We start from the raw sequence: 25,006 nt of genomic DNA on the forward strand, positions 1-25,006 counted from the left end.
CTGACCTCATTGAAGACAGAACAGCAGCGACTTGGGTTGTGTGGCGCGGCGGCGGGCCTCCCCCAGGTCCACCACGCACAGGACTCGTGACTCACGGCCAGCGGCCACACGGACGGCCACCACATCGCTGTGCTCCAGGATGCGCCGCAGTCCCAGCCCCGCCCCTCCTCCGGACGCATCCACCTGGACGCGCCCGCCCCACCCTCCCAGCGCCCGGGCGAAGGGCCCCGGACGCAGACCACCGAAGCGGTCCACGACTTCCAACCACATGCGGCCCTCTTCCACCACGAAGGACAGCTCGCACGCGTCCTCCGGCGCCACCTCTCGGACCTCGGAGCGGCGGTGCGCGTACCGGTGCTGGCCCTGCGCATCCACCGGCGCGTCCCACATCGCGTTGGCCGCCAGTTCGTGCACCACGTCGCCCACCAGCGCCGCCGCCGTGCGCGAACCCCGCGCCTGGGTGACGGCCTGCGCGGCGGCCTCACCGGTGGCGTTGATGTCCGCCACTGACTGAAGCCGGCGCCGCGATGCCCCCGCGGGCAGCAGCGGCGCGCCGCGAAGCAGGTCCCCCAACAGGCGCGCCTCCCACGCGGAGGGACGTCCGTCGGAGGCCCGTGTCGCCAGCAGCAGCGCGGGCGGCTCGCCGCGCAGCGCCTCCGCGTGCGCGGGCGTCAGCTTCCCGTCGAAGAGCACCAGGCGCCGGGGCCCCGAAGGCGACCCCGGCCCCTGGCAAAGTGCCATGCCGCCCTGTGCAAGGACGGGAGCCGCCTGCTCCACCAGCGCCGGAGAAAGCGACTCGTCTGCAATCAACAGGAGGCCGCCGGCCTCCAGGTGGGGGGCGGTGCTCAAGGGCTAGTATCGAACCTTGACTTCACTGAAGAACGACTGGGGCGGTGCTGGGAAACCGTGGGATTCCTCGTACTTCGCGTTGAAGAGGTTGGAGCCGAGGAACGACACGGAGATGCCGTCGTAGACATTGAAGCCCACCCGCGCGCTGGCCGTGACGTAGCTGGGCAGCTGCACGCGGGTGGTGGGCAGGCCCGTCGTCTCGTCCACTTCGAAGCCCGGGTCATAGCGTGAGCCCACCAGCAGCGCGTACAGCTCCACGAAGGCGACCTTGCCGATGTTGGTCCGGCCACGCGCGTAGATGCGATGGGCCGGCGCGTAGTCCAGCGGCGACTGGGGGCCGTCGTCGTATGGCAGCGCCTTGGCGTCGAGGAACTGGTACGCGATGTCGAAGGACGAGTTGATGGACGGAATCTGCGCGGCCGCTTCCAGCTCGAAGCCCGCCACCCGCGCGTCGCCCAGGTTCTGGAACTGCGACACCGAGCCGAAGACGAGCTGCTGGTTGATGAAGTTCTTCGCCAGATTGTAGAAGCCCGTACCCGTCAGGCGCACCCTCCGATCGAAGGGCCAGAAATCCACCGATGCCTCGATGGTGTCCAGCGTCTCCGCGCGAAGGTTGGAGTTGCCCACCAGTGTGGCCGCGTACATCTGCTGGTTGATGGCCAGCTCCGCCAACGTGGGCGCACGGAAGGCGCGGCCGTAGTTGGTGCGCAGCGTCAGCAACTCCGGCACCGCGTGGAACACGACGCTGGCGCGCGGCGAAACCTGGTCCGTGCGGTTCTGCCAGACGCGCTCCGGAATCTGGTAGCGGTCGTAACGGGCTCCCGCGCCGAGCACCAGCCGGTTGAAGAGGCGGTACTCCGCGTCCACGAAGCCGCCCAGGATGGTCTGCCGCGTGTCGTCCATGCTCAGCTCGGGCAGGACGTTGGGCACGTTGACGGCGTCCGCCTTCAAGTCACCACCGAAGGTGACGTTGAGGTCGCCCATCGTCCACAGCGCGCGCGCCTCGCCGCCCAGCCGGCGCCGCTTGCCCAGCGCGCGGGTGGGGTCGCCGCCAAAGGCGTTCTCCATCAGCACGTCGCGGCGCTTGAAGAAGCCGTACGCCTGGCCGAAGAGGCGCAGGTTGTCGGTGACTTGCTGGTCCACCTGCGCGGACGCGTTGAAGTTCTGCACCGACTCGGAGTCGTTCGGCGTGTAGTGGCAGCGGCCGCAGTTGCCCACGGTGGAGATGTGCGTGCCACCCGGGCGGCCAATCTCCGCGTCCGTGAAATCCGCGTCCAGCGCCAGGGGCCCGATGCGCACCTTGCCGTTGACCTGGTGCACCAGCGAGTCCTGGTTGGTGTCCACCCGGCCCACGCGCGGGTCGTTGAAGAGCTGCGGGCCGTCCGAGCCGAAGCCGTAGTAGCCCAGCAGCGCCTCCACCGGACCGCCACGGCCCGCCACGGTGCCGTGCAGCCGCCACGTCTGGTCCTGACCCGCCAGCACCCGGGCCTCGGCGCCCACGTTCTTGCCCTTCTCGATGAGGTCCGACGGCTGGCGCTGGATGACGTTGATGACGCCGCTGAAGGCGTTGGAGCCGTACAGCGAGGACCCCGGGCCGCGGATGACCTCCACCTGCTTGAGGTTGGTGAGCGGCGTGGTCTCGTCCGCGTAGAACTGGCCCGTCCACGGGTCCGTCAGCGGACGGCCGTCCTGGAGCAGCAGCAGTCGGTTGGACAGGTAGTTGGAGCCCAGGCCGCGCGCGCTCACCGCCGCCTTGCGCATGGAGCCCCGGCGGCACTCCATGCCGGGGAAGTACTGGATGGCCTCACACAGCGTGAACTGGCCGGTGCCCTCCAGCTCGTCGGCCGGAATCCAGGACACCGTGAGGGGCACGTCGGAGATGCGCTGGTTGCGCTTGCCGGCGGTGGTCACCACCGCCTCGCTCAGCACGCGGTTGACGGACTCCTCCAGCGCGTCGGCGCCGTCCAGCGGGTCCACCCCCAGGCCCGCGAGCCCGGACTGCGGCGGCAAGGGGCGATCCAGGGTCGGCTCCGCGAAGGGCGCGCTGATGGGAATGTTCGACGCGGGCGCGGGCTGATGCGCGGGCAGCGTCGCGGTGGCCGGCGGGAGGTTCGTCGGCGCGTCCGGCGGGTTGAAGTCCGCGCCGACCGGCGGCAGCGCCTGCGGTGAGGCAGGCTCGGCCGTCAGGGGCGTGGCCGGCGTCAGGGGCGCGGCGGAGGGCGGCGTGGGCACGGGTGCCGGCGCGCTCGCGGGCGACGAATCATCCGTGGCAGCCCCGCCACCCAGGACGGGAATCTCCGGCTCGGCCGTCGGGTCGTCCTCGACGGGCGGCTTCACGGGCTTCTTCGGCTTCTTCGCCGTCTTCGCGGCGGGACGCGCGGAGGCCGCGGGCTTCACCACCCGCTTCCGGCGTTTCACCTTGGCGGGAGCCTCCGCCTCCGCGGCCTCCTGCGCTGCCGCGCTCGAAGGGACGACGAGGGACAGCACGCACAGCATGATGGAAAGAGGCAGGCCGGCGCGCAGAGCGCGACGCCCGGCAACCGCCTTCGCCGCGCCCAGCCGCGGCTCACCGAACAGAGTCGAGTGCATCGTTCTCACATCCAAGGGTGGAGCATGGACACCCGAGGTCCTGTACGTACGACCCGGAGACGGGCTCGGCGCCAGCGCTTGCGTCCGGGGGAACGCGGTTTCTCGGCTGGACACCAACGCCATCATTTTCAAGCTACCCCAGAGACAACGCCGGGCCAAGTCGCTGGCTCTCATTCTCTAGAAACACGGGAAAGCATCAGTCGTCCGGCTGTTCCGCGGAGACGGCGAGGTCTCCAACGAAGGACGGAAGCGCGGGGCCCAGCTCCTCCGAGCGCACCAGCACCTCGGCCTCCACGTGAAGCTCGGCCCCTTCCGCCAGCACGGGCTGACGCCGCGGCGGGCCACGCGTGACGAGCTTGCTGAACTCGTCGAAATCCTTGTCCTGGAGCCGCGCGAAGGCATCGAAGGGCGCCACCGCGCCCACCTTCCCCAGCGCGCCGGTGAGGGCGGCCTCGTGGTTGCGCAGGTCCACCAGCACGGCCCCCGGCACCCGGCCACTGCGGAAGAGCACGCGCACGTCCTTGCCCTTGGGCACGTGCGCCAGCGGGACGAGCGCCGCCTCCGCGCCCTTGGCCTCCAGCATCTTCAGCGCGGACTCCACGTTCGGCACGGGGGCCAGCTTGAAGTGCTTCTGGGCGTCCAGGTCGCCGCCGAGCACGACGTGGGTGACGAACTTCGGGTCCGTCGGGCCCGCGCCCTTCACGTGCGCCAGGCGCTTGCCGGCGAGGTCCTTCACCACGCCGCGCTGCAACGCGACAATGGCCCAGCGCTGCTGCGTGTCACCCGCGCGTGAGGCCCAGGCCACCGGCTTCGCCTTCGTGCCCAGCTGCACCGCGGCCCACGCGTCCACCACCGCGAAGTCCACCATCCCGCCCGCCACCGCGCGGGAGAAGTCCTCGTAGCGGCCGAAGCTCTTGGCGGCCACGGGCGTGTCCAGGGTCTCCGTCAGCCGGGCGGCCAGGGCCTCCGCGTACTCGAAGCGCTCCTGACCATCCGCGAGCGTGGTGGCGAGGAACACCCCCAGCGTGGCCTTCTTCGGCGCCGCGAGCGCGGAGCTGGCCGTCAGGGTGCAGGCCAGCACGAGGCCAGCCAGGAGGAAGCGAGGTGACATCTTCATGGGGTCTCCTCCACGGTGGCGTCCGCGGGCGCGCCCGAGGCGGGCTCGGCCAGGCCGTGCAGACTCTGCAGGCGTTCCTTCCACTCACGCACCTGCGCCATGCGCGGGCCGCTGCCGCCGGCCAGGTAGCGGCGCCAGGCCTCCACGGCCTCACCCGCGTCCTTGCGGCGCTCCTGCGCGTCGATGCCCAGGTTGAGCGCGGCCACCGGCACGCTCGACTCCAGCCGGCGCCACGTCTCCACGGCGTCCGTCGTGCGGCCCTTGCGCCAGTCGACGCAGGCCAGGTTGTGCTGCACCTGCGTGTCGTCCGGGTTGCCGGCGAGCGCGGCCTTGAAGGCCTTCTCCGCCACCCTCATGTTGCCGGCATTGTACGCCTGGGATGCCTCGCGCCGGTGGAGCGCGCCCGTCATCGCCGTGAGCCACCTGGGCTGTCCGGGCATCGGCTTCTTCGCCGCCGCGGTCAGCTGCTTGCGCGCGGCGGGCACCTGCCCCTTCTTGTAGAGCACGAAGGCGGTGGCCAGCGCGCGCGTGTTGGGCCAGGCCCAGGGCTGCGTGGACGCCAGGGCCTTGGTGATGGCCGCGCTCGCCTCCGCGTGGCGCCCCGACTCCGCGCGCGCCAGGCCGCGGACGAACTGGGCCAGCCGCACCAGCTCCTTGCGGTTGCCGGTGCCCAGCTTGTCCACCAGGTCCAAATCCCGCTCGGCGGCGTCGGCGTCTCCGGCCTCCAGGCGCACCAGCGCCCGGCGCACCAGCACGCGCGGAAGGTTGGCGCCCGCCACCTGCGCCGCGGCGCGCGACGGGCCCACCGCGGTGAGGCGCTGCACCGCCGCGTCCACCTGCCCCAGCTCCACCTCGGCCAGCGCGGCGCCGACGGAGGCCTCCGCCTGTTCGTCGGGCTCCTCCGTCTGGGTGGCCGCGCGGTTGAAGGCCTCCAGCGCCGCCTGGGCATCGCTCGTGGCCAGCCGCGCGTACCCCAGCAGCAGGCTGTCACGCCACGCGGCGCCGGGCAGCATCACGCCCTGCTCCATCACCTTGCGCGCGTCCGCGTAGGCGCGCGTCTCCAGCAGCGCGGCGCCCAGCCGGCGCGCCATGGGCGCGCTCCGGTCCAGGTCGTACGCGCGGCGCAAATCCCGGACGGCGTCCTCAAGCCGTCCCGTGCCCGCCCTGTCCCGCGCCCGGTGCGCCAGGGCCCGGGCCAGCCACTGCTTCGCCCCGGCGTGTTCCGGCTCCACCTGCAGCGCGTTGGCGTAGTCCTCGATGGCCTGGTCCCACTGGCCGGTGGCGAAGTGGTCCGCGCCCAGCAGCACGTAGCCCAGGGCCTGACGCGGCGCCATCTCCACCACGCGCCGGTGCACCTCCACCGCGCGCTGGAAGCGGCCCGCGCGCCGGTTCACCGAGCCCAGGTTGGCCCACAGCTCCAGGCTGTTGGCGCCCGAGCGCACCGCGCCCTCCAGGAACTGGATGGCCTCCTCGTGCCGGCCCTGTGCCTGGAGCGCCTTGCCCACCGCCATCTGCCCCAGCACCAGGCCCGGCTGGAGCTGGAGCACCTTGCGGTACTCCGCCTCCGCGGCGGCCGCGTTCTTCTGGGCGAAGCGCACGTCACCCAGCAGCAGGTGCGCCGCGGGCGAGCTGCCAAGCTTCACCACCGCCTGGGCCTGCGCGTCCGCCTTCGCGACGTCCCCCGCGCCCAGGTACAGGCGGGCCAGCTTCTCGCGCGCATCAGCCGCCTTCGGGAAGCGCGTGGTGACGCCCTCCAGCAGCGTGCGCGCCTCCACCGCCCTGCCCTCCAGCTCCAGCACCTGCGCCAGGCCCAGCTGCACCGACGGCGACTCTGGCCGGCCCGTTTGCGCCTGCTGGAAGGACGCGCGCGCCGCCGCGGCGTCCCCGCGCAGCACGTGGGCGCGGCCCAGCAGCTCGTGAATCTGGAAGTCGTTGGGTGCCAGGGCCTGCGGACGCAGCGCCAGGTAGCGCTTCAGCCGCGTGGCCGCCGCGTCTCCCTGCTGGACGTAGAGGTAGTAGCTGGCCAGGTAGTAATGAACGATGAGGTGTTCGGCCTTGTCGGCCGCGGCCACCCGCTCCATCAGCGGCACGGCCTCCGGGAAGCGGCGCAGCTTGAAGTACGCCACGCTCACCGGATAGGCCAGGGCCAGCTCCGACGGGTTCGCCGTCAGCACCGGCTGCACCCGGTCCACGGTGCGCTGCCAGTCATTGAGCGCGTTGGCGCTGGCCCCCAGGCCCGCGGCGGCGGCCACGGAGCCAGGCTCGGCGGTCAGCGCCTGTTCGAAGAGGGCCAGGGCCTTGCGGTACTTCTCCTCGGCCTCCTTCTTGTCACCCGAGGCGCTGGCGGCGCTGGCGGCCACCTGCGCCGCCTCGCCGTCCCGCACCAGCCGCTGGGATTCGGACATGGGCGGCGGGCGGTACTGGGCCAGCGCGGGCGGGCCGCACAGGGTGGTCAACAGCGCGAGCGCCGGCGTGAGACGGCGCGACCGAGGATGTCGTGGGGAGCGTCGCATGCGTGTGGAGTCCCGGAAGGAAGTCAGGCGGCGGGGCTGAACTCGGCCACGACGACGGTGATGTCGTCCCGCTGCGGCTGGCCGGCGCTGAAGGCTCGAGCGTCCGCCAGCACCGCGTCACGCAGCGCCTCCGCGGACAGGTGGGCGTGCGCCTGGACCGCGGCGGCCAGACGCTGGGTGCCGTAGAGCTTGCCCGCGTTGTCGCGCGCCTCGGTGAGGCCGTCCGTGTACCAGACCACCACGTCCCCGGGCCGCAGCTGGGCCTGGCGCGAGGTGAACTGGGATTCGACGGAGGCGCCCAGCAGCGGGCCGCGCGCGGGCAGCGATGCAATCTGACCGCTGCGCTTGTTGAACACCAGCGGACTGGGGTGCGCGCCCGCCGCGTAGTCGATGTAGCCGTTGGACACGTCGATGACGGCCAGCGCGCTGGACATCTGGTGCTCACCGCGGCCCACGTTGGCCAGCGTCACGTTGAGGGCGGTGATGAGCATCTGCGCGTTGACCTGCGACGGCTCGCGCAGCGTCATCGCCGAGGCGAAGCCGCTGGTGGCGCTGGTGGCCACCAGCGACGTGGACAGGCCGTGGCCCGTCACGTCGCCAATGCCAATGACGATGCGCCGGTCATCCAGGGCGGCCCGGAACCACCAGTCGCCGCCGCACGCATCCGCGGTGACGACCAGGCCGGCGATGCGCAGCGGCCCCACCTGCACGCCCTCGCGCCCCGGCAGCAGCGTCTCCTGCACGGTGCGCGCGAGCGACACCTCGCGCTCCAGCTGCGCCTTGGCCCGCACGTCCTCCAGCAGCACCTTGATGCGCTCGGCCATGTGGTTGAACACCACGCCCAGCGTCACCACCTCGCGGCCCGCGCCCTGCGCCGTTCCCGCCCGCGCGCTCAGGTTGCCGGCGGCCAGCTGCATCACCTTGCCGGTCAGCATGCCCAGCGGCCGGGTGATGCGCCGGCTCTGGTAGGCCACCAGCACGCCCGCCAGCACCACGAAGCCCAGCCCCAGCCCCAGCATGCGCAGCGTGGTGGCGCGCACCGTGGCGCGCTTGTCCTGCTCCAGCGACGCCAGCTGCTTCTGCAGCCCGCCCAGCGAGTAGCTGATGACGACCAGCCCCTTGCCACTGCTGGAACCGTAGTCGATGGGCTCCTGGATTTCGGAGATGGGCTGCCCCCGGTAGAAGGCGCTCACCAGCCGGCGCTCGGCGCGGCGGACCGGCGCGACGTCCTCCTTGTCCTCGCTGGCGCCTTCGCTGTCCGCCATCCGGACTCCGTCCGGGTCGAAAATCTGCACCCGGAGGATGTTGGGGTTCGTCTTGACGATGGAGCCCGCCACCTCTTCGAGGAAGGCGTAGTTGTTGTCGCGCAGGTTGGTGGCGGAGGTGAGCGCGATGGTCTGCCCCACCGTCTGGCCCAGCTCGCGCGCCTGCTCCTGGATGCGCTCCTTGGAGACGAGCGCCGTCTCCTCGAACTGGGACTTGGTGGAGGCCACCGACAGCGCCGCCAGCAAGCCCACGATGAGCACCACCAGGACGCCGGTGGTGAGCAGGAGAATCTGGTCCAGCCGCAGCCCCTTGATCTGGGCCACGTTGGGCAGCTCGCCCGCCTCCAGTGGCGCGATGAGGGTGCGGGTGCCACCCTCCGCCAGCCCCAACGGGCCCGTCATGCGCGTGGCGGTGGACTCCCGCGCGCCGGTGACTTCCTGGGTGCCTGTCCGCTCGGACGGCGGGAGCGCGGCGTCATCCGGAAACTCGTCGGACGCGGGCGCGGACTTCAGTCGCGTATTCGTACTGGACAAGGGCGGGCCGGGGTGGGGACGCGCGGGGGCGCGCGGGGGAAACAGGGGTGTTTCGAGACTCTATCTCACTTCTCGTGCTTCGCGAGGCCCTGTCCCCACATCCACGCCGCGCCGGGGAAGACGCCACCGCCGGCATGTCACTGAAGCCATGTCATGCCAATGTCATGGCCAGCTTGGAGCCCCGCGTCATTCACCCGGGGTCCGCCGCGCCTCTCCCCCCTTCGCCGGGCGCGGTGCGGGTGTGCCCGTTACAGTCGGATGTCCATGCGGCCCCACTTCCACGTGGCCGGCTTTCCGGTCCGGCTCCACCCGCTCTTCTTCGTCGTCTCATTGATGACGGGCTGGACGCTCAGCTCCGAGCCCGCGCGGCTCGCGTTGTGGGTGGGCATCGTCTTCGTGTCGGTGCTGCTCCATGAACTGGGGCATGCGCTGGCCTTCCGCCGCTACGGCTGTCCCGCTCGAATCGAGCTGCACGGCATGGGCGGCACCACCCAGACCCACGACGCCGCGCACCTCACTCACCCGCAGTCGGCCTTCGTGAGCTTCGCCGGGCCGGGCATCGGCTTCCTGGCGGGAGGGCTCATCTGGGGCCTGTCGCAGCTCGTTCCCCTGGGTGAGCCGGGCGGACTGGCGGACCAGGGCGTGCGGCAGTTCCTGTGGGTCAACATCGGCTGGGGGCTCTTCAACCTGCTGCCCATGCAGCCGCTGGACGGTGGACACCTGTTGGCGGACCTGGTGCGCGCCCGCAGCGGCTACCGCCACGAACGGGCGGTGCTCGGCGTGGGCATCGCCACGGCGGTGGTGGTGCTGGGGCTGGCCATCGGGTCGAAGCAGCTGTGGCTGGGGATGCTGGCGATGGTGCTGGGGGTGATGAACCTCGAGCAGCTCCGCCGCACGCCGAAGCGGCGCCCCGCCGAGCGGCGGCGCGCCCTCCCCCGCGTGGTCCGCAAGCCCCGGGCGGCACCGGCGGGCGCCGTCTCCATCGAGCAGCTGATGGACGAGCTGCGCGGAACGCCCCGCCCCCCGGGCGCGGCCGACGCGGATGATGACCTGGAGGGCCCTCACGACCCGGCCCTGGTGGGCGAGATGCTCCTGGACAACGGGCTGCCGGAGCTGGCCGTGGGCTCACTCCAATCCGCCTTCACGCAGGCGCCCCTGCCGCGCACCGGCCATGCCCTGGTGCTGGCGCTGCTGCACACCGGGCGGCTCCAGGAGCTGGCCTCGCTGCTGGACAGCTCGCACGCCCGGCAGCTGTCCGAGGACACGCTGGCCCTCATCTCCGAGCACGCCGGGACGGCCAGCGAGGCCACACTCACCGAGCGAATTACCGCGCTGCGGCACGGGCGGACTCCTGCCACGGATGAGCCCCGCTGATTGCCGCGCCGCGCCAGAAGGTGCTCTCCGCCTGACGTCCCGACAGGCGGCCCATCAACTGCCTTGAGCGGGAGGCACGTATCCGGGTTATAGGGGCGTCCCCTCCAGCCAGAGGAAGGTCGCGCGTGTCTCGTCCCCGACTCATCAAAGAATCCTCAGAAGCGTCCGCGCCGCTCGAGCGGGAGCTGCTGGTCCGCATCCATGACCTCATGGTGAAGACGCGCGTCCTCGAGGAGCGCCTCATCCAGATGTACAAGCAGGGCCACGGATACTTCTGGATTGGCGGCCCCGGCGAGGAGGCGTTCAACGTCTCCCTGGGCCTGCTCATGAAGAAGGGCCAGGGCCCCGACTTCGACTATCTGCATGCGCACTATCGGCAGTCCGGCACCCTGCTCGCGCTGGGTGAGGAGCCCATCGGCTCCCTGCGGCAGATGAAGAACACGGCCACGGACCCGTATTCGGGCGGCCGCAACTTCGCGGGCCACTACTCCGCCCGGAAGTACAACGTGGCGCCGGTGTCCTCGCCCATCGAGGTCCAGTACGCCATCGCCCCGGGCACGGCCATGGTGCAGAAGCGCCACGGCGGTGACGGCATCACCATCGTCACCGGTGGCGACGCCGGCACGGCCGAAGGCGATTTCGCCTCGTGCCTGGTGTGGAGCAGCCGCCCCGTCAACCCGCTGCCCATCCTCATCATCGTCACCAACAACAAGTGGGGCATCTCCACGGCGGCGGAGGGTCAGCACGGCGAGCAGCGCATCAGCGACCGCGGCAAGGCCTTTGGCATCCGCAGCAAGACCATCAACGGCAACGACGCCGTGGAGGCCTACACCGAGCTGCGCGAGGCCATGGCCTACGTGCGCACGGAGCGCAAGCCCTTCCTCCTGGAGGCCAACGTGTCGCGCCTCTACGGCCACTCGTCCGCCTCCGGAGCCAACTACGTGAGCAACGAGGTCGACTGCCTCACGGACTTCGAGGCGAAGCTGGAGAAGGACGGCGTCCTGACGCGAGAGCAGATGGACGCGCTGCGCAACAAGTACACCGAGGAGATGGCCGCCGCCGCCCGACAGGTGCGCGACGAGCCACAGCCCGACCCCGAATCCATCTGGAAGCACATCTACGCGGAGGACAAGTAACCCATGGCGAACATGGCACAGGCCATCCGCATGGCCCTGCACTACGCCGAGGAGCACCTGGGCGTCACCGACATCTTCGGCGAGGACGTGGGCGCCCCCCTGGGCGGCGTCTTCACCTGCACGCAGGGCCTGAAGACGACGTGGAACTCTCCCCTGGACGAGCGCGGCATCATCGGCGCGGCCATGGGCATCGCCATGGCCGGCGGACGGCCGGTGGCGGAGATCCAGTTCTGCGACTACGTCTACAACACCATCGACCTGCTGAAGCTGGCGGGCAACACCAGCTGGTCCACCTTCGGTGACTGGAACCTGCCCATGGTGGTGCGCACGCCGGTGGGCAGCGGCATCCGCGGGTCCATCTACCACTCGCACTCGTTCGACGCGACGATGACCCACATCGCCGGGTGGAAGGTGGTCATGCCCTCCACGCCGCTGGACGCGTACGGGCTGCTCATCACCGCGTGCCAGGAGAAGAACCCCGTCATGTTCCTGGAGCCCAAGGCGCTCCTGCGAGTGAAGGGCGAGGAGCGGATTCCGGGCGAGCCGGAGGATGACCGCGCGCTGTCGAAGCTCATCGACGCGCCGCTGGGAGACCGCTCCCAGTGGAAGCCGCAGTGGCCTGCGGGCCTGGAGGCGTACGCGGTGCCCTTCGGCAAGGGCAAGATTGTGCGCGAGGGCACGCAGCTCACCGTGGTGAGCTACGGTCGCACCCTGCCCCTGTGCACGAAGGCCGCGGAGACGCTGGCCGCGGACGGCATCAGCGCGGAGGTCATCGACCTGCGCTCGCTGTGGCCGTACGACTGGGAGCTCATCAAGGCCTCCGTCCAGAAGACGGGCCGCGTCCTCTTCGTCAACGAGGACACCGAGGTGACGAACTTCGGAGAGCACCTGGTGCGCCGCACGGTGGAGGAGCTGTTCTACTCGCTGCTGGCCCCGCCGCGGCTGCTGGCCGGCAAGTTCCTGCCGGGCATCGGCCTGGCGGACGCGCTGGAGATGGCGTCGGTGCCGCAGCTGGGTGACATCACCACCGCCATCCGGTCGCTCGCGGGCGAGCAGCCGTAAGCGCGACACCCACAATCCCCTGCTCGTGAGCCCCTTGTCTCACGGGAGAAGCACCCCGGGCCGCCATTCCTCTTTGAAGGGATGGCGGCCCATTCGTTAGACTCCAAAGGCTTTGTCACAGCCAATCTTCCGGACAGCCACTCCCGTCGCTGGCGCTGATGCGCCGGCCTTCCGTATCCGCCGCGCCCGCCGGGGTGACGCCGAAGCCATGGCGTCGCTCCTCAAGGAGCTGGGCTACCCCCAGGGGACGGACCAGCAGACGGTCCACTGGGTCGTCAGCCATCCGGAGATTGAAATCTTCGTGGCCGGCGACCCGCAGGACCGGCCCGTGGGCATGGTGTCCTTCTCCCACCGTCCCCAGCTCCGGCTGCGCGGACGCGTGGGCACCATCGACGAATTGGTGGTGACGGAGACCTGGCGTCGTCGCGGCGTGGGCCGCGCGCTCATCCGGCAGATTCTGGAGCGCTGCAAGGTGCTGAGCGCGAAGCAGCTCCAGCTCGTCTCACCCATGACGACGACGCCGGAGACGCGCAACTTCTACACGGCCTGTGGCTTCTCCGAAATCGACTCGGGCGTGTTCCGCCACGTCGATACGGAATCCCAGCGCTGACCGCGGCGAGGCGGCGGGCACCGACACTCGCGGTGCCCCCGGCCGCTATCGCTTGAAGCTGTCCACCACGCGCTGAAGCCGGGCCCGGTCCTCGTCGCTCATGTCCGTGAAGCGCACGCCAATGGCCTCGGCCTCGTCGCGCACCCAGGCGATGACGCCGGTGAGGTGGAACTCCTCGCCTTCAATGGCCATGGACAGGCGGACGTGGGAGCCCACGTCGTAGGACTTCCGCGTCAGCAGGCACAGGCCGCCCGCGGAGATGTTGATGGAGTACGCACGCAGCGCCCGCGCCGCGTCCTGCGTCTGGTTGAAGCGAACCTCGAACCGCGCCGCCACACGCTCATCCGCCCGCCGGTTCGCGTATGCGGCTGGATCCCCGTTCTCCATGTCATCCGCCGCCTTGGTTGTCATACGCACCCGATAGCCCCCACGTTCGACGCTCCTGGCGAACACCACGCTGCTTCCCACACCCACAGTTCCACAGGGCGACGCGCCAGGCCAACCTCCAGGCCCCGGGCGTCAGCCAAGTGTCCGCTGCTTTCCACGCCTGATTCAAGAGGCCCCCTCTATCGAATTCGGGTGCCTATGTCCTCGGAGACTTCCCCGGGAGCGCTCTGGAATGCGTGTGAACCGCCTCTATGTGTTGACTGGAACCCTGGCCTTGGCCCTCTGGGCCGCGGCCTGCAACGGCGGCAATGGGCCGGGCCCCGGCGGTCAGGAGGACGCGGGCACCGATGGAGGCGGAACGCCCACCGGGGACGGCGGTGGGACGGACGCGGACGGCGGCGCGCGGGACTTCGCCTGCAACGTGGCGCGACAGGAAGGCTGTGCCGACGGCCAGGACTGCTACTTCGCGGACCTGGCGGACGGAGGCACCGGCAGCCGCTGCTTCGAAGCGGAGTGCGACGTGGTGGCCCAGGACTGCGCCCAGGACCAGCGCTGCACGTATGCGATGGAGAATGGCGTCACCCAGCGGCGCTGCGTGGCCCCGGGCACCGCGGACGAAGGCGCGCCCTGCACGCTGGCGCCCAGTGACGGGGGCCTGGCCTACGACACCTGCCGGCAAGGATTGTTCTGCCGCGAGGCGCCTGACGGCACAGGGAGTGGATTCACCTGCCAGCGCCTGTGCCATGCCACGACCCAATGTGGGAACGCGAGCGAGTGCAATACCGTGCTCCGCCTGGAAGGCACCGACGAGCTGCCGCTGGTCTGCGGCCCGCCGTCCATGGCGTGCAACCCCTTTGGCGATGATTGCGAGGCGCCACTCAGCTGCTACCCGTCCACGTCAGGCCCGCTGTGCGCGGGCAGCGGCAATCGGACGGAGGGGCAGTCGTGCGACTTCAGCAATCAATGCGCGCCGGGAAGCGCGTGTGTGAATGCGGGAGGCGGCCTCACCTGCCGCCCGCTCTGTCAGCCCGGTGGCACGCCCGCCTGCTCCACGGGCAGCTGCCGGGCATTGGATGGCAACCCAGGCGTGGGGGCTTGCGTCCCCTAGTCCCCAAGGCAGCAGGCCGGTCGCTGTGGCGGGCGGGCAGGCAGACGAGGCTTCGGAGGAGGAGGGTTCCCAGACGGCCGGCTGGCAGGGCACGGTGTGGTGTGCATCCTGCAAAGCCGGGAGGGATGGGAATGGGAATGAAGCCTGTGTGGCGGAAGGTCGTCGTGTGCGCGAGCAGCGCGCTGCTGGCGTGTGCTGGCAGCGTGACGGACTCACCCGACGGTGACCTGCCCCCAGAGGACGAAAGCCGCGCTTCCACGATGGAGCAGAACGCGCCGGACGCGTCACTGGAAGTCGCGCCCGTGTTGGTGCTGAACGACGGCCGGCAGGTGCAGGCCGTGCCGCCCTTCGCGCCGCCGGCGACTTCGTTCCAACCGGGCTTCCATCAAGCGCTCCGCGCGTCCCACTCCGCGGGAAGCGTGACGACCTTCCGCATGCGCGTGCCGGTGGCGCGTGACGGCGGGCGCATCCGCGTGACGTTCCGCTCGGGAGACGGAAGCATGACGCTGGTGCGTGCCACCGTGGCCCAGGCGGGCGCCAATGGAGCGCTGGCGTCCACGCCGGTGAAGCTCTCCTTCGATGGCGCGGAGGGCTTCACCGTGGACGCGCGCTCGCGGAAGACGTCGGACCCGGTGGACTTCCCGGTGGCGTTCCGGGACGAGCTGGCCATCACCTTCGAGGTCCGTGGCGCGCTGGCGGCCAGCGCCATCAGCGCCTTCCCAGGCAGCTTCGCGCGCGCGGGGAACCATGCTCTGGTGACGGGCGCGCTGGGCGGCACCCTGTTCGACCGCGCCGTCGGCGTGGCCACCGTCGACGTGGAAGGTCCCACGGGCCGCGCCTTCGTGGCCATTGGCGACAGCATCACCGAGGGCTACATCGACACGAAGAACGACACGCGCAACGCCTGGCCCGCCAAGGTGGAGGCCGCGCTGGGCGTGCCCGTGGTGAACGCGGGCGTGAGTGGCCAGGGCTTCTACGACGCGCTGGCGCTGCTCGACGGCGAGGTGCTGGCGCTCCAGGGCATCACCGACTGCATCGTCCTGCTGGGCACCAACGACCTGGGCGACAAGAACTCCCTGTCCGTCATCCAGGCGCGGATGAACACGATGCTGGGCCGGCTCGCGCCTTTCTGCCGCACCTGGGTCAGCACCCTGCTGCCCAAGGAGAAGTCGAACTACGCGCCCTACGAATTGGTGAAGACCCAGCGGCTGGAGCTCAACACGTGGCTCCGCGGCGGCGGCGCCGGCCCGGACATCATCGACCTGGAGACGGTGACGCGCCAGCCCGCGAACGTGCACCTGTTCATCGACGGGCTGGAGGTGGACGGCATCCACCCCAGCATCGAAGGCCACCAGGTGATGGCGGACGAAGTCGCGCGCGTGCTGCGCGAAGAGGGCGGCCTCTAGCCACGCCCCCGCGCTCAGCCCTGGCGCGAGCCGAGCACGCCGTGGAGCACCAGCAGCTCCGCGAGCCCCGGCGGCGCCAGAATCCAGTCGTCCTCCGTGGGCACCCAGCGCACCGGGGCCCCGGCCCCCTCCAGCAGGCGGTTCACCTGGAGGAGCAGCGGCTCGAAGGTGGAGACGGGGGCCTCGCGGCTCCCCTCCGGTGCCGGCACGTCCTGTCCACCGGGCTCCAGGCGGAAGGCGGCGCGGCCTGGCTGGGGCGTCACCTCGAAACCGGGCAGGTACGGCTGCATGGCGGCCTGGAGCCGCTCCAAGAGCGCGCCGTCCTCGTAAGGGTGGGACAGCTCCCAGTCGAAGAAGGTGGGCAGCTGCGCGAGCAGCTCCAGGTGCAGCGGGTTGGCGCGGCTCTGCCGCCAGTGGTGCTCGGCCAGGTCATAGGCCGTGGCGGGCACGCGCAGCTCGTACTTCTCCAACTTCGCGAGCAGCTCGCCCATCCGCTCCACCAGCTCCGCGGGCGGCTCGGCGCGGGACACCCAGCCCCAGTCCGCCACCGCCTGCCCGCGCCGCTGGCCTTCCACCCGGTCCCCTTCACGCAGCTGGAGCTGCGGCTCCGGGGCCTCCTCCTCCGGGTACAGCCCCGCGTGCAGGAGCGGCCCGCCCGACTCGGGCCGCAGCCGCGCGAAGCGGTGCGCCGGGTTGACCTCCACCACGCTGAACGTCTCCCTGGCCATCGCCGTCTCCTCGAATGTCCGACGTCGCGGAGCCTACCCGGTGTTGCGCATGCCGGCGGCGATGCCGTTGAGCGTGAGCAACAGTGGACGATCCACCTCCGCCTGGCCCTCGCGCTTGCGCTTGAGCAGCTCCACCTGGAGGAAGGACATGGGGTCCACATAGGGGTTGCGCAGGGAGATGCTGCGCTGGAGCTGAGGGTTGTTGTCGAGCAGCTTCGACTCGCCCGTCAGCTGCTTCACCTGCCTGCGCGTGCGCCGGTGCTCCTGCTGGATGCGCCGCCACACCGAACGGGTGGCCGGAGGCGCCAGCGACGCGTAGCGCCCGGCGATGGCCATGTCCGACTTCGCCAGCACCATGGTGACGTTGTCGATGACGGCGCGGAAGAAGGGCCACTCCCGGTACATGCGCTTGAGCTGCGCCGCCCCACCCTCCTCCTTCGAGAAGGCCTCCAGCGCTGAGCCCACGCCGTACCAGCCTGGGAGGATGGCCCGGTTCTGCGTCCAGGCGAAGACCCACGGAATCGCGCGCAGCGTGTCCAGGCCTCCCGCCCTGCGCTTGCTGGGGCGCGAGCCGATGGGCAGCGACGCAATCTCCTCCACCGGCGTCGCGGCGGTGAAGAACTCCAGGAACCGCGGGTCCTCCCACACCAGGGCGCGGTACGCCTTGCGCCCCGTCTCCGCCAGCGTGTCGAACACGGTGCGGAAGGTGCGCTCGGCCTCGGGCGCCGGTCGCGGCTGCGCGTCCAGCGTGTGCAGCAGCACGCCGCCCAGGATGAGCTCCACCGTGCGCCGCGCCAGCTCCGGGCGCGCGTACTTGTGGTCCAGCGCCTCGCCCTGCTCCGTCGCCTTGTAGCCCCCCGCCACCGCGCCCGGCGGAAGCGCGAGAATCGCCTCCTGCGCGGGACCACCGCCACGCGCCACGGACTCGCCGCGGCCGTGGAAGAGTCGCAGCGGGACGCCCGCCTCGCGAGACACCTCCGTGAGCGCCACCTGCGCGCGGTACAGCGCCGCGCTGGCCGCCAGGAGCCCCACCTCCTTGCCGGAGTCGCTGTAGCCCACCATCACCTCCTGGCCACCGCGCACGTCCAGGTGCTTGCGGTACTCCGCGTCCGCGAAGAGCGTGCGCAGCACGTCCGGGCCCGAGTCCAGCGCGCCCAGCTGCTCGAACAGCGGCACCACGTCCGCCGTGGCGCAGCCCCGCTTCTCGTCCCACAGGCCCGCGTGCTTCAAGCAGCGGAAGGCCGCGAGCACGTCCTCGGCGGTGCTGGCCATGCTGAGGATGAGCGTGCGGCACGCGGGCTCACCCGATTCCGACTGGGCCTCTTTCAGCCGCGCCAGCACTTCCAGGAGCCGCGCCCCACCTTCCGTCGGCGCCGGGCCCCCGTCGAACGAGCCCGCCGCGCTCACCGCGTCCTCGGCCGGCGCGCGCACCTCCAGCTCCGCCAGCGACAGTCCCAGCGCGAGCACCCGCTCCCGGACCTGCCGCACGTCGCGAAGTCCCGCGTGCGTGCCCTTCGACGCCTCCAGCGCGCGGCCCAGCACGTCCAGGTCCGCCAGCAAGGCCTCCGGCGTGCGGTAGGCGCCCTGCGGCATGGGGACGCTCGCCCCGGCGCGCTGCTGCGTCACGTAGTGGAGCGCGCGGTGCAGCCGCTCCTCCATGAAGCGCAGCTTGTGCCGCAGCGGCTCGCCCGGGGTACGGGGGCCGTAGCGGCGCTCGGTGTCGGGCAGCTCCTCCGCGTCCTTCGCCACCGAGCTCAGCAACTCCTCGGACGGCTTCGCGTGGCGCGCCGACTGGGACAGCCGCCCGCCCAACCGCTCCAGGTCGAGCAGCAACCGCCGCAGTCCCCGGGCCCGGTGCGCGCGCAGCGTGTCCGCGAACACGTCGGGCGTCACCAGCGGGTTGCCATCCATGTCCCCGCCCACCCATGAGTGGATGCGCACGGGCGTGTCCACCGGCCCCAGCGGCTCGCCGTAGGCGCGCTCGAAGGCCCAGTCCAGCAGCTCGGGGAGCAGGGACAGCTCGTCCGCGAGCACCTCCTCCACGTACCAGAGGACGTTCTTCACCTCGTCACCCACGGTGGGGCGCTCGCGGCGCAGCTCGTCCGTCTGCCACAAGAGGGTGATTTCCTCGCGCAGCAGCGCCAGGTTCACCGAGGACTCGCGCGGCGTCAGCTCGCAGCGGTCCCGCTCCTCCAGCAGGCCCGCCATGCGGTAGAGCTTCTCCAGCAGCGTGCGGCGCACGGCCTGCGTGGGGTGCGCGGTGAGCGTCAGCGTCACGCGCATGGTGCGCATGGCCTCGCGCACGCGCTCCGCGGGGATGCCCGCATCCTTGAGCACTTGCAGCGTGGCCTCCAGCGAGCCGCGCTGGGGCCTGGCGGACGCGGCCTCCGCGTGGGTGCGGGCGCGGCGGATGCGGTGGTGCTGCTCCGCCAGGTTCACCAACTGGAAGTAGACGGAGAAGGCACGCAGCACCGGCTCGGCCCGTTCCAGCGGCAGGCGTTGGAGCACCTCCGCCAGCTCGGCCGCCACCGCGCGCCGGCCGGCCATGGGGCCTCGGCGGCGCTGGATGGCGAGGCGGCGCACTTCTTCTTCCAGGTCGAAGAGCGCCTGCCCCTCCTGTTCGACGAGGACTTCTCCCAGGAGCCGGCCAAGCAGGCGGACATCCCGGCGCAGCGGCTGATCCACGGCACGCAGTCGGGCCATATGGTGCGACGGTAGCCGCTGAGCAGCGAACTGGCCCGCATTTCCGCGCGAGAAAGTGACGTGCGCCCGCGAATCACGGCGATGCGTCTGTCATTCCCGACCGACTCGGCCCCGCAACGCGCCAGCACGCGCCACCGCCCGAAAGCCACCCGGCCCCGTGGCTCCTGAGCCACACGCCCGCCCGGTCCAGGCCTTGCACAACAGCCCTCCCGTGGGCCGCGAACGACACCGCGGCCGAGGAGCTTGTCGCCATGTGGACGATGCGGGGGTGGAAGGTGACGTTGCTGTGTGGCTGGCTGGCCGCGCCGGTGGCCCTGGCCGAGACGGCGATGCTCGACGGGGTGCCCAGGGAGGCGAGGGCCGCGCGTGGCGCGGAGCTGCTCCCCTCCGAGCCCATGTTCCCCGACGCGGGCCCGGGTGAGGTGGACGGCCCCGTCCTTCGCTACGCGGAGCCGGTGTCCTGCCCCGCTGCGCCCGAGGGCCGGGTGTGGGTGGCGGAGACGCAGGCGTGCGACGACGCCGGCTGCGAATCGCTCACGACGGTGTGGGCGGGCTCGTGGACCGTCGAGGACGCGGGGCTGGAGGTGCGCTGTGAGACGGACCGCGTGGTGCTGGCCGCGGGCGAATGGCGGATGGTGCTCACGCCAGGCGCGGGCGGCGGCCTGGAGGTGAGTGAGTTGACGCCGCCGGAGCCCGAGTCGCTGTCGGCGGCGCGTCCCTCGGAGACACCGGCCTCCGAGGACTGAGCCGGGCTACACGCCGATGCGGCGGAGCATCAGGATGGGGCCTTCATCCAGGCGCCTGTCCCGCAGGTCGATCTCGCAGTCGATCATCCAGTCGCCGTGCCCTTCCGGGTCGATGATGCGCTGCTGGGTCTCCCACAGTCGCGTGCCGGACTCCTTCAAGAAGGTGTTGGCGGGCTTCCGCGCCTGGGGCGTGAGCACCACGACCTTGTGCTCCTCGAAGTACGGCGCCATGGCCTGCTCCAGCTTGGGGGCCGTCCATTCGCCCAGCGCGTTGTCCAGCATGGCCAGCGCGTCCATGTAGCGCTTCTGGCCCAGCGCCTTGAGCAGCCGGTGCAGCTCCTCGCGCACGCGCGCGGCGAAGGCCTTCGGGTCGTCGGTGAGCTCCTTCGGCTTGAGCTCCACCACCGGCTTCGCCTCGACGGCGGCGTCCGGGTTGCGCATGCGCTCCCACTCATCCAGCAGGCTGGAGTCCACCTGCCGGAGCGTGGCGCGCAGGTGGTCGATGAAGTCCTCCACCTCCTCCGTGCGGAAGCGCTCCGGCACCGTCTGCACCAGCGTCTTGTACGTGTCATTCACGTACCGCAGCAGCACGCCCTCGCTGCGCTGCAGGCCGTACTCACGGATGTAGTCCGGGAAGGACATGAACCGCTCGAACATGTCCCGGACAATGGACTTGGGCCGGATGTTCTCCTCGCCCACCCACGGGTGCTTCTGCGCGAACTTGTTGAAGGTGCCGTAGATGAAGTCGCGGTTGGGCTTGGGCCACTCGAGCTTCTCGAGCTCCGCCATGCGGTCGTCGTACTCCACGCCCTGCGCCTTCAGCTCGTTGATCTTCTCGCCCTTGAGCTGGTTGAGCTGCGCGTAGAGCACCACGTCCGGGTTCTCCAGGATGGCCTCCACCAGCGACACCACGTCGAGCGCGTACGTGTCCGTCGTCGGATCCAACAGCTCCAGCGTGTCGAGCAGGTACAGCGACAGCGTGTGGTTGAGGCTGAAGTCGTGCTGCATCTCCCCCGCCACCTTCACCGTGGCACCCGAGCCGCCCTGCCCCTTCTCCACCTCGATGATTTCCGCCTCGCGCAGCGTGCGGAAGTCGCGCGCGGCCTCCTTGAGGTGCCGGCGCTTGAGGTAGTCCGAGTCGTGGCTGCGCTGCACCAGCGTCACCAGCCGCTTGTACCCGCCGTTGCCTTCCGTCTGGTGGTCGCTCTGGAGCAGGTTGAGAATCATGCCGTGCGACACCGCGAAGCGGGACTCCAGCGGCTCCGGCATGCCGTTCTGGAGCCGCTCGAAGGTGCTCCGGTCGTACTGCACGAAGTTCTTCTGCGGCGGCTTGGCCTTGGGCGTCTTCTTCTTGCCCGCGGCCTCCTTGGCGGCCAGCTTGATGTTCTCGATGACATACTCGGGCGCCTGGGCCACCACGCTGCCCTGGGTGTCGAAGCCCTTGCGGCCCGCGCGGCCGGCGATCTGCTGGAAGTCGCGCACGCTCAGCGTGGTCAGCTTCTCGCCGTTGAACTTGAAGAGCTGCGTGAAGAGCACCGTGCGGATGGGGATGTTGACGCCCACGCCCAGCGTGTCCGTGCCGCTGATGACCTTGAGGTGTCCGTGCTGGGCCAGCTTCTCCACCAGCAGGCGGTACTTGGGCAGCAGGCCGGCGTGGTGCATGCCGATGCCGTGGCGCAGGAAGCGCTGGAACTCCTTGCCATAGGGCGTGTCGAAGGGCGCGTCCTGGAGCGCCAGCCGGATGGCCTCCTTCTCCTCCTTGGTGGAGAAGTCCACGCTCATCAGGTTCTGTGCCTGCTCGGCGGCGGTGCGCTGGGTGAAGTTCACCAGGTAGATGGGGTACTTCCCGCGAGCAATCAGGTCTTCAATCGTCTCGTGCAGCGGCGACTCGCGGTAGTCGAAGTCCAGCGGCACGGGCCGCTCGGCGCTGCGCACGGTGGCCACTTCCCGGCCGGTGAGCTTCGCCAGGCTCTCCTCGATGACGTGCGTGGGGCCCAGCGTGGCGGACATCAGCAGGAAGGTGGTGTCCGGCAGCGCGATGAGCGGCAACTGCCAGGCCACGCCGCGCTCGCGGTCCGAGTAGTAGTGGAACTCGTCCATGACGACGTAGTCCACGCGGGCGCTCGCGTCACGCAGGGCCAGGTTGGCGAGGATTTCGGCGGTGCAGCAGATGATGGGTGCGTCGCGGTTGATGCTCGCGTCGCCGGTGAGCATGCCCACGTTCTCCGCGCCGAAGGCGTCGCAGAGGGCGAAGAACTTCTCGTTCACCAGGGCCTTGATGGGGCAGGTGTAGAAGGAGACCTTCCCCTCCGCCATGGCCTTGAAGTGGAGCGCCGTCGCCACCAGCGACTTGCCGGAGCCGGTGGGCGTCTTGAGGAACAGGTGCTTGCCCGCCAGCAGCTCCAGGATGGCCTCTTCCTGGGCGGAATAGAGGCTCAAGCCATTGGCCGCCACGTAGCCGACGAAGCGGTTGAGGATTTCATCCGCGTCCAGGGGCGGTTCGCCCTTCTTGGGGAGCAGTGCGGCGAGCGGAGCTTGGGTTTCAGGGGTGGCCATCACCCGTGGACAATAGGCGGCGCGCCCGGCCCCTACCGGGAAAATCGCAATCGGCGGCACGGGGCGTGACGGCAGGCGCCCCCTTCCCGCACGGAAGGGCCGGGGGAAGGCCCCCTGGAGGGGTGTCCGCGAGTCTCCGGGCGCAAGGTCCGCGGGCGCGATACCCGGGCCCCGGCCCCCTCCATACCGTTGCCCCTGGACTGAAGATCAGGGGGTGGGGATGCGGACAACCGTCAGACAGAAGATGACGCGCCTCAAGCGCGCGGCACTGCTGGGAGGTCTGGCTTCCGCGCCCTGCCTCTGGAGCGGCTGTGAGCAGCGACGGGACCCCACGGTGGGCGAGGCCGATGTTGCCGAGGCCCCGGTTGTCGCGGGGCTGGAAGGCGGCCCCCCCACCGACACGATTCCAACCGCTGACGGCGGGAATGCTGGCGAAGGGCCGGGCCAGGCACCAGGCCACGCCGACACCGGCACGGGGGGGGCGGGAGCCCACGGCGGGACCGGCAGCCGGAGCGAGACTCCAGGCGCGAGCGCATACATGCCCGGCAGCGGCCCGCGGCACAGCGGCAGCAGAGCCGGTGGTGGCAGCGCCCCCCGGAACAGCGGCGGTTGGACCGTTGGTGGCAGTGGCCCGCGTGACAGCGGCAGCCGGGCCGCTGGTGGTAGCGGCGCTGGCCGAGGTGGCTTCGGAGGCGGGGGCAGCCTCACGGGTGGCCACAGCGCCACCGGTGGGGACAGCCTGTCGAGCGGCAACAGCGTGACGGGGGGCGGCAGCAGCACCGGCCAAGGCGGCAGTGGCTCGGGTAGAGCCACGGGCTTGCGCAACTGAGGAAGCAGCGCGGGGGGCTCGGCCTCGGGAAGTCGAGGGCTGGACTGTGCCAGTGGCGGCGACAGCGCGTCTGGTGACGGCAGCGGAGAGAGAGGCTCGCGGTCCGGTGGGATGCTGGGGCGCTGACGCCACCTCACGCGGTGCACCTCACCGCCACGCGCGTTGCAATCGCGATGGAGGAACGGCCGGAGCGCGTGTCGCCTGGACCCGGCGCTCCTCGAAAAGCAAACGGGATGAGCGGACCGTGCCGCCCATCCCGCGCGTTCAAACCAATGTGACGCGGCCTACGTCGTCGGCTGCGTCGCCTGGATGACCTGAGCCCGCGCCCCCCTGCGGCCAGACGTCCCCCATCACATCGTTCACCAACGCCATCAGCGCATGCGGCCCGGTGCCCGTCCTCGTTCCGGCTGCCTGAAGCATGGCCTCGACGCCGCCGCGCGCCGGTGCTCTACCTCCGGCTGGAGGGCGTGGACGGGCTGGAAGCCCAGGCCCAGATGCGCGCGAACTCGCCGGCCTGAGCCGCATCGCCGCGGGCACCACGCCGGAGCGGCCTTCGGGCACCAGTCCCGCCATCGCCGATGGTGCGCGACCGCATCGCCCGGGCTGCGCCATCGGAAGGCGCGGCGCTGATTCTGGGCGACTCCGGCACGGGCAAGGAGCGCGCGCATGGCCAGCCGCAACCGCACGGACTTCTACGGGCCGCTGCGCCGCCACGGGCTATCCCCTCCGTCCACCGAAGCGTTGTCGCGTGCACATCTCACTCGTGCTTCCCGGCCATGGCGGTGTGCTTTTCAACTGCCCAACGTTCAGCTGAACAGCAGTTGAGGGGGACAACAGTCATGCGAATCACACGAGCGATGTTGGGTGTGGCGATGGTGGGGACGGCCGTGATGTTCGCCGGCTGCGGAGAGAGCAGCGCCAGCGAGAACACACTGGGGCCCCAGCAGGCCGCCGCGGGCCAGCCAGTGACACTCACGGACGGCCAGATTCTGGGCGTGCTCCTGGTGGCCAACGCGGGCGAAGTGATGCTGGGCCAGGTGGGCCAGGCGCAAGCCACCGACCCGACGGCACGTGACTTCAACGCACGCATGGTCACCATGCACTCAGAGGTCATCAAGCGCCTGGAGCAGCTGGCCATGGCCCAGGGCATCGCACCCGCGGAGAGCCCGGTGTCGCAGCACCTCGAGCAGACGGCACAGAAGACCATCGACCTGCTGAGCGCCACGCAGGCCCCGGCCTTCGACCTGTCGGTGATGGATGCGCAGGTCGCCGCCCACGCCGGTACCGCCCTGCTGGGGGATTCCCTGCTCGCGATGCAAGTGCAGAACCCGGCGCTCAAGGATGAGCTGATGGCGATTCGGAAGACGGTCCAGGCCCACCTCCAGGAGGCCTCGAACATCCAGACCACCCTCTTCAACGCGAAGCAGCCCTAGCCGCCACGCGCAGCCGTCCGCCCGGGAGTCGCAGCCCCGGGCGTGACGGCGCTTCGCGCGT

Annotated in this window: 17 protein-coding genes; 8 read left to right on the forward strand and 9 right to left on the reverse strand. The window is 70.8% G+C overall.

Going from position 1 to position 25,006, the window contains the following annotated elements:
- Window positions 1–6: 6 nt before the first annotated feature.
- Genes BLU09_RS31510 through BLU09_RS31530 form a run of 5 tightly spaced genes read right to left on the reverse strand, consistent with a single transcriptional unit; the run spans window position 7 to window position 8,867 of the window.
- Entirely contained in the window at window positions 7–849 is an 843-nt protein-coding gene (locus BLU09_RS31510; protein ID WP_090494126.1) for a hypothetical protein, read from the reverse strand.
- A gap of 3 nt (window positions 850–852) precedes the next feature.
- On the reverse strand, window positions 853–3,612 hold the full coding sequence (locus tag BLU09_RS31515) for a TonB-dependent receptor domain-containing protein (protein ID WP_090494128.1): 2,760 nt from the start codon (window positions 3,610–3,612) through the stop codon (window positions 853–855).
- A gap of 22 nt (window positions 3,613–3,634) precedes the next feature.
- Window positions 3,635–4,555 (reverse strand): PhnD/SsuA/transferrin family substrate-binding protein, encoded by a 921-nt coding sequence (locus BLU09_RS31520; protein WP_090494130.1) that lies wholly within the window; start codon window positions 4,553–4,555, stop codon window positions 3,635–3,637.
- Window positions 4,552–7,068, reverse strand: coding sequence for a tetratricopeptide repeat protein (locus BLU09_RS31525; RefSeq protein WP_090494132.1), 2,517 nt, complete (start codon window positions 7,066–7,068; stop codon window positions 4,552–4,554). The genes BLU09_RS31520 and BLU09_RS31525 overlap by 4 nt, the downstream gene beginning before the upstream one ends.
- 23 nt (window positions 7,069–7,091) lie before the next feature.
- The gene (locus BLU09_RS31530) at window positions 7,092–8,867 is read right to left on the reverse strand and encodes a PP2C family protein-serine/threonine phosphatase (RefSeq protein ID WP_090494134.1); all 1,776 of its coding nucleotides are present in this window, start codon (window positions 8,865–8,867) and stop codon (window positions 7,092–7,094) included.
- A 264-nt stretch (window positions 8,868–9,131) separates the two neighbouring features.
- Between BLU09_RS31530 and BLU09_RS31535 the strand changes: the two genes are divergently transcribed.
- From BLU09_RS31535 to BLU09_RS31550, 4 genes are all read left to right on the forward strand, one after another.
- Window positions 9,132–10,241: a M50 family metallopeptidase gene (locus tag BLU09_RS31535; protein ID WP_244172190.1), complete on the forward strand. Its 1,110-nt coding sequence runs from the start codon at window positions 9,132–9,134 to the stop codon at window positions 10,239–10,241.
- A 125-nt stretch (window positions 10,242–10,366) separates the two neighbouring features.
- Window positions 10,367–11,377, forward strand: a complete 1,011-nt coding sequence (locus BLU09_RS31540) for a thiamine pyrophosphate-dependent dehydrogenase E1 component subunit alpha (protein WP_090494138.1) — start codon at window positions 10,367–10,369, stop codon at window positions 11,375–11,377.
- Window positions 11,378–11,380: 3 nt separating this feature from the next.
- Window positions 11,381–12,439 carry an alpha-ketoacid dehydrogenase subunit beta gene (locus tag BLU09_RS31545; RefSeq protein WP_090494140.1) on the forward strand — a complete coding sequence of 353 codons (1,059 nt, stop codon included), beginning with the start codon at window positions 11,381–11,383 and terminating at the stop codon, window positions 12,437–12,439.
- Between the two features lie 208 nt (window positions 12,440–12,647).
- Window positions 12,648–13,049, forward strand: coding sequence for a GNAT family N-acetyltransferase (locus BLU09_RS31550; protein WP_237078582.1), 402 nt, complete (start codon window positions 12,648–12,650; stop codon window positions 13,047–13,049).
- A gap of 45 nt (window positions 13,050–13,094) precedes the next feature.
- Here BLU09_RS31550 and BLU09_RS31555 read toward each other — a convergent pair whose 3' ends face one another.
- Window positions 13,095–13,460 carry a TIGR02266 family protein gene (locus tag BLU09_RS31555; RefSeq protein WP_216608601.1) on the reverse strand — a complete coding sequence of 122 codons (366 nt, stop codon included), beginning with the start codon at window positions 13,458–13,460 and terminating at the stop codon, window positions 13,095–13,097.
- Between the two features lie 208 nt (window positions 13,461–13,668).
- Between BLU09_RS31555 and BLU09_RS31560 the strand changes: the two genes are divergently transcribed.
- Both BLU09_RS31560 and BLU09_RS31565 read left to right on the forward strand, forming a co-directional pair.
- Window positions 13,669–14,544, forward strand: coding sequence for a hypothetical protein (locus BLU09_RS31560; protein ID WP_090494144.1), 876 nt, complete (start codon window positions 13,669–13,671; stop codon window positions 14,542–14,544).
- Window positions 14,545–14,675: 131 nt separating this feature from the next.
- Window positions 14,676–15,950: an SGNH/GDSL hydrolase family protein gene (locus BLU09_RS31565; RefSeq protein ID WP_090494146.1), complete on the forward strand. Its 1,275-nt coding sequence runs from the start codon at window positions 14,676–14,678 to the stop codon at window positions 15,948–15,950.
- 14 nt (window positions 15,951–15,964) lie between these two features.
- On the opposite strand, the gene BLU09_RS31570 is transcribed toward BLU09_RS31565, so the two are convergent.
- Both BLU09_RS31570 and BLU09_RS31575 read right to left on the reverse strand, forming a co-directional pair.
- Window positions 15,965–16,678 (reverse strand): hypothetical protein, encoded by a 714-nt coding sequence (locus BLU09_RS31570; RefSeq protein WP_090494148.1) that lies wholly within the window; start codon window positions 16,676–16,678, stop codon window positions 15,965–15,967.
- A gap of 33 nt (window positions 16,679–16,711) precedes the next feature.
- Window positions 16,712–19,381: a phosphoenolpyruvate carboxylase gene (locus tag BLU09_RS31575; RefSeq protein ID WP_090494150.1), complete on the reverse strand. Its 2,670-nt coding sequence runs from the start codon at window positions 19,379–19,381 to the stop codon at window positions 16,712–16,714.
- A gap of 251 nt (window positions 19,382–19,632) precedes the next feature.
- Here BLU09_RS31575 and BLU09_RS31580 point away from each other — a divergent pair, with 251 nt between their 5' ends.
- Complete coding sequence (locus BLU09_RS31580; protein ID WP_090494152.1) at window positions 19,633–20,127, forward strand: hypothetical protein; 495 nt, start codon at window positions 19,633–19,635, stop codon at window positions 20,125–20,127.
- Window positions 20,128–20,133: 6 nt separating this feature from the next.
- Here BLU09_RS31580 and BLU09_RS31585 read toward each other — a convergent pair whose 3' ends face one another.
- Window positions 20,134–22,683, reverse strand: coding sequence for a DEAD/DEAH box helicase (locus BLU09_RS31585; RefSeq protein ID WP_090494154.1), 2,550 nt, complete (start codon window positions 22,681–22,683; stop codon window positions 20,134–20,136).
- Between the two features lie 1,668 nt (window positions 22,684–24,351).
- On the opposite strand from BLU09_RS31585, the gene BLU09_RS31590 reads away from it, so the two are divergent.
- Entirely contained in the window at window positions 24,352–24,945 is a 594-nt protein-coding gene (locus BLU09_RS31590; RefSeq protein WP_244172191.1) for a DUF4142 domain-containing protein, read from the forward strand.
- Window positions 24,946–25,006 lie beyond the last annotated feature (61 nt).

This window comes from Myxococcus virescens (assembly GCF_900101905.1).
Taxonomy (GTDB): domain Bacteria; phylum Myxococcota; class Myxococcia; order Myxococcales; family Myxococcaceae; genus Myxococcus; species Myxococcus virescens.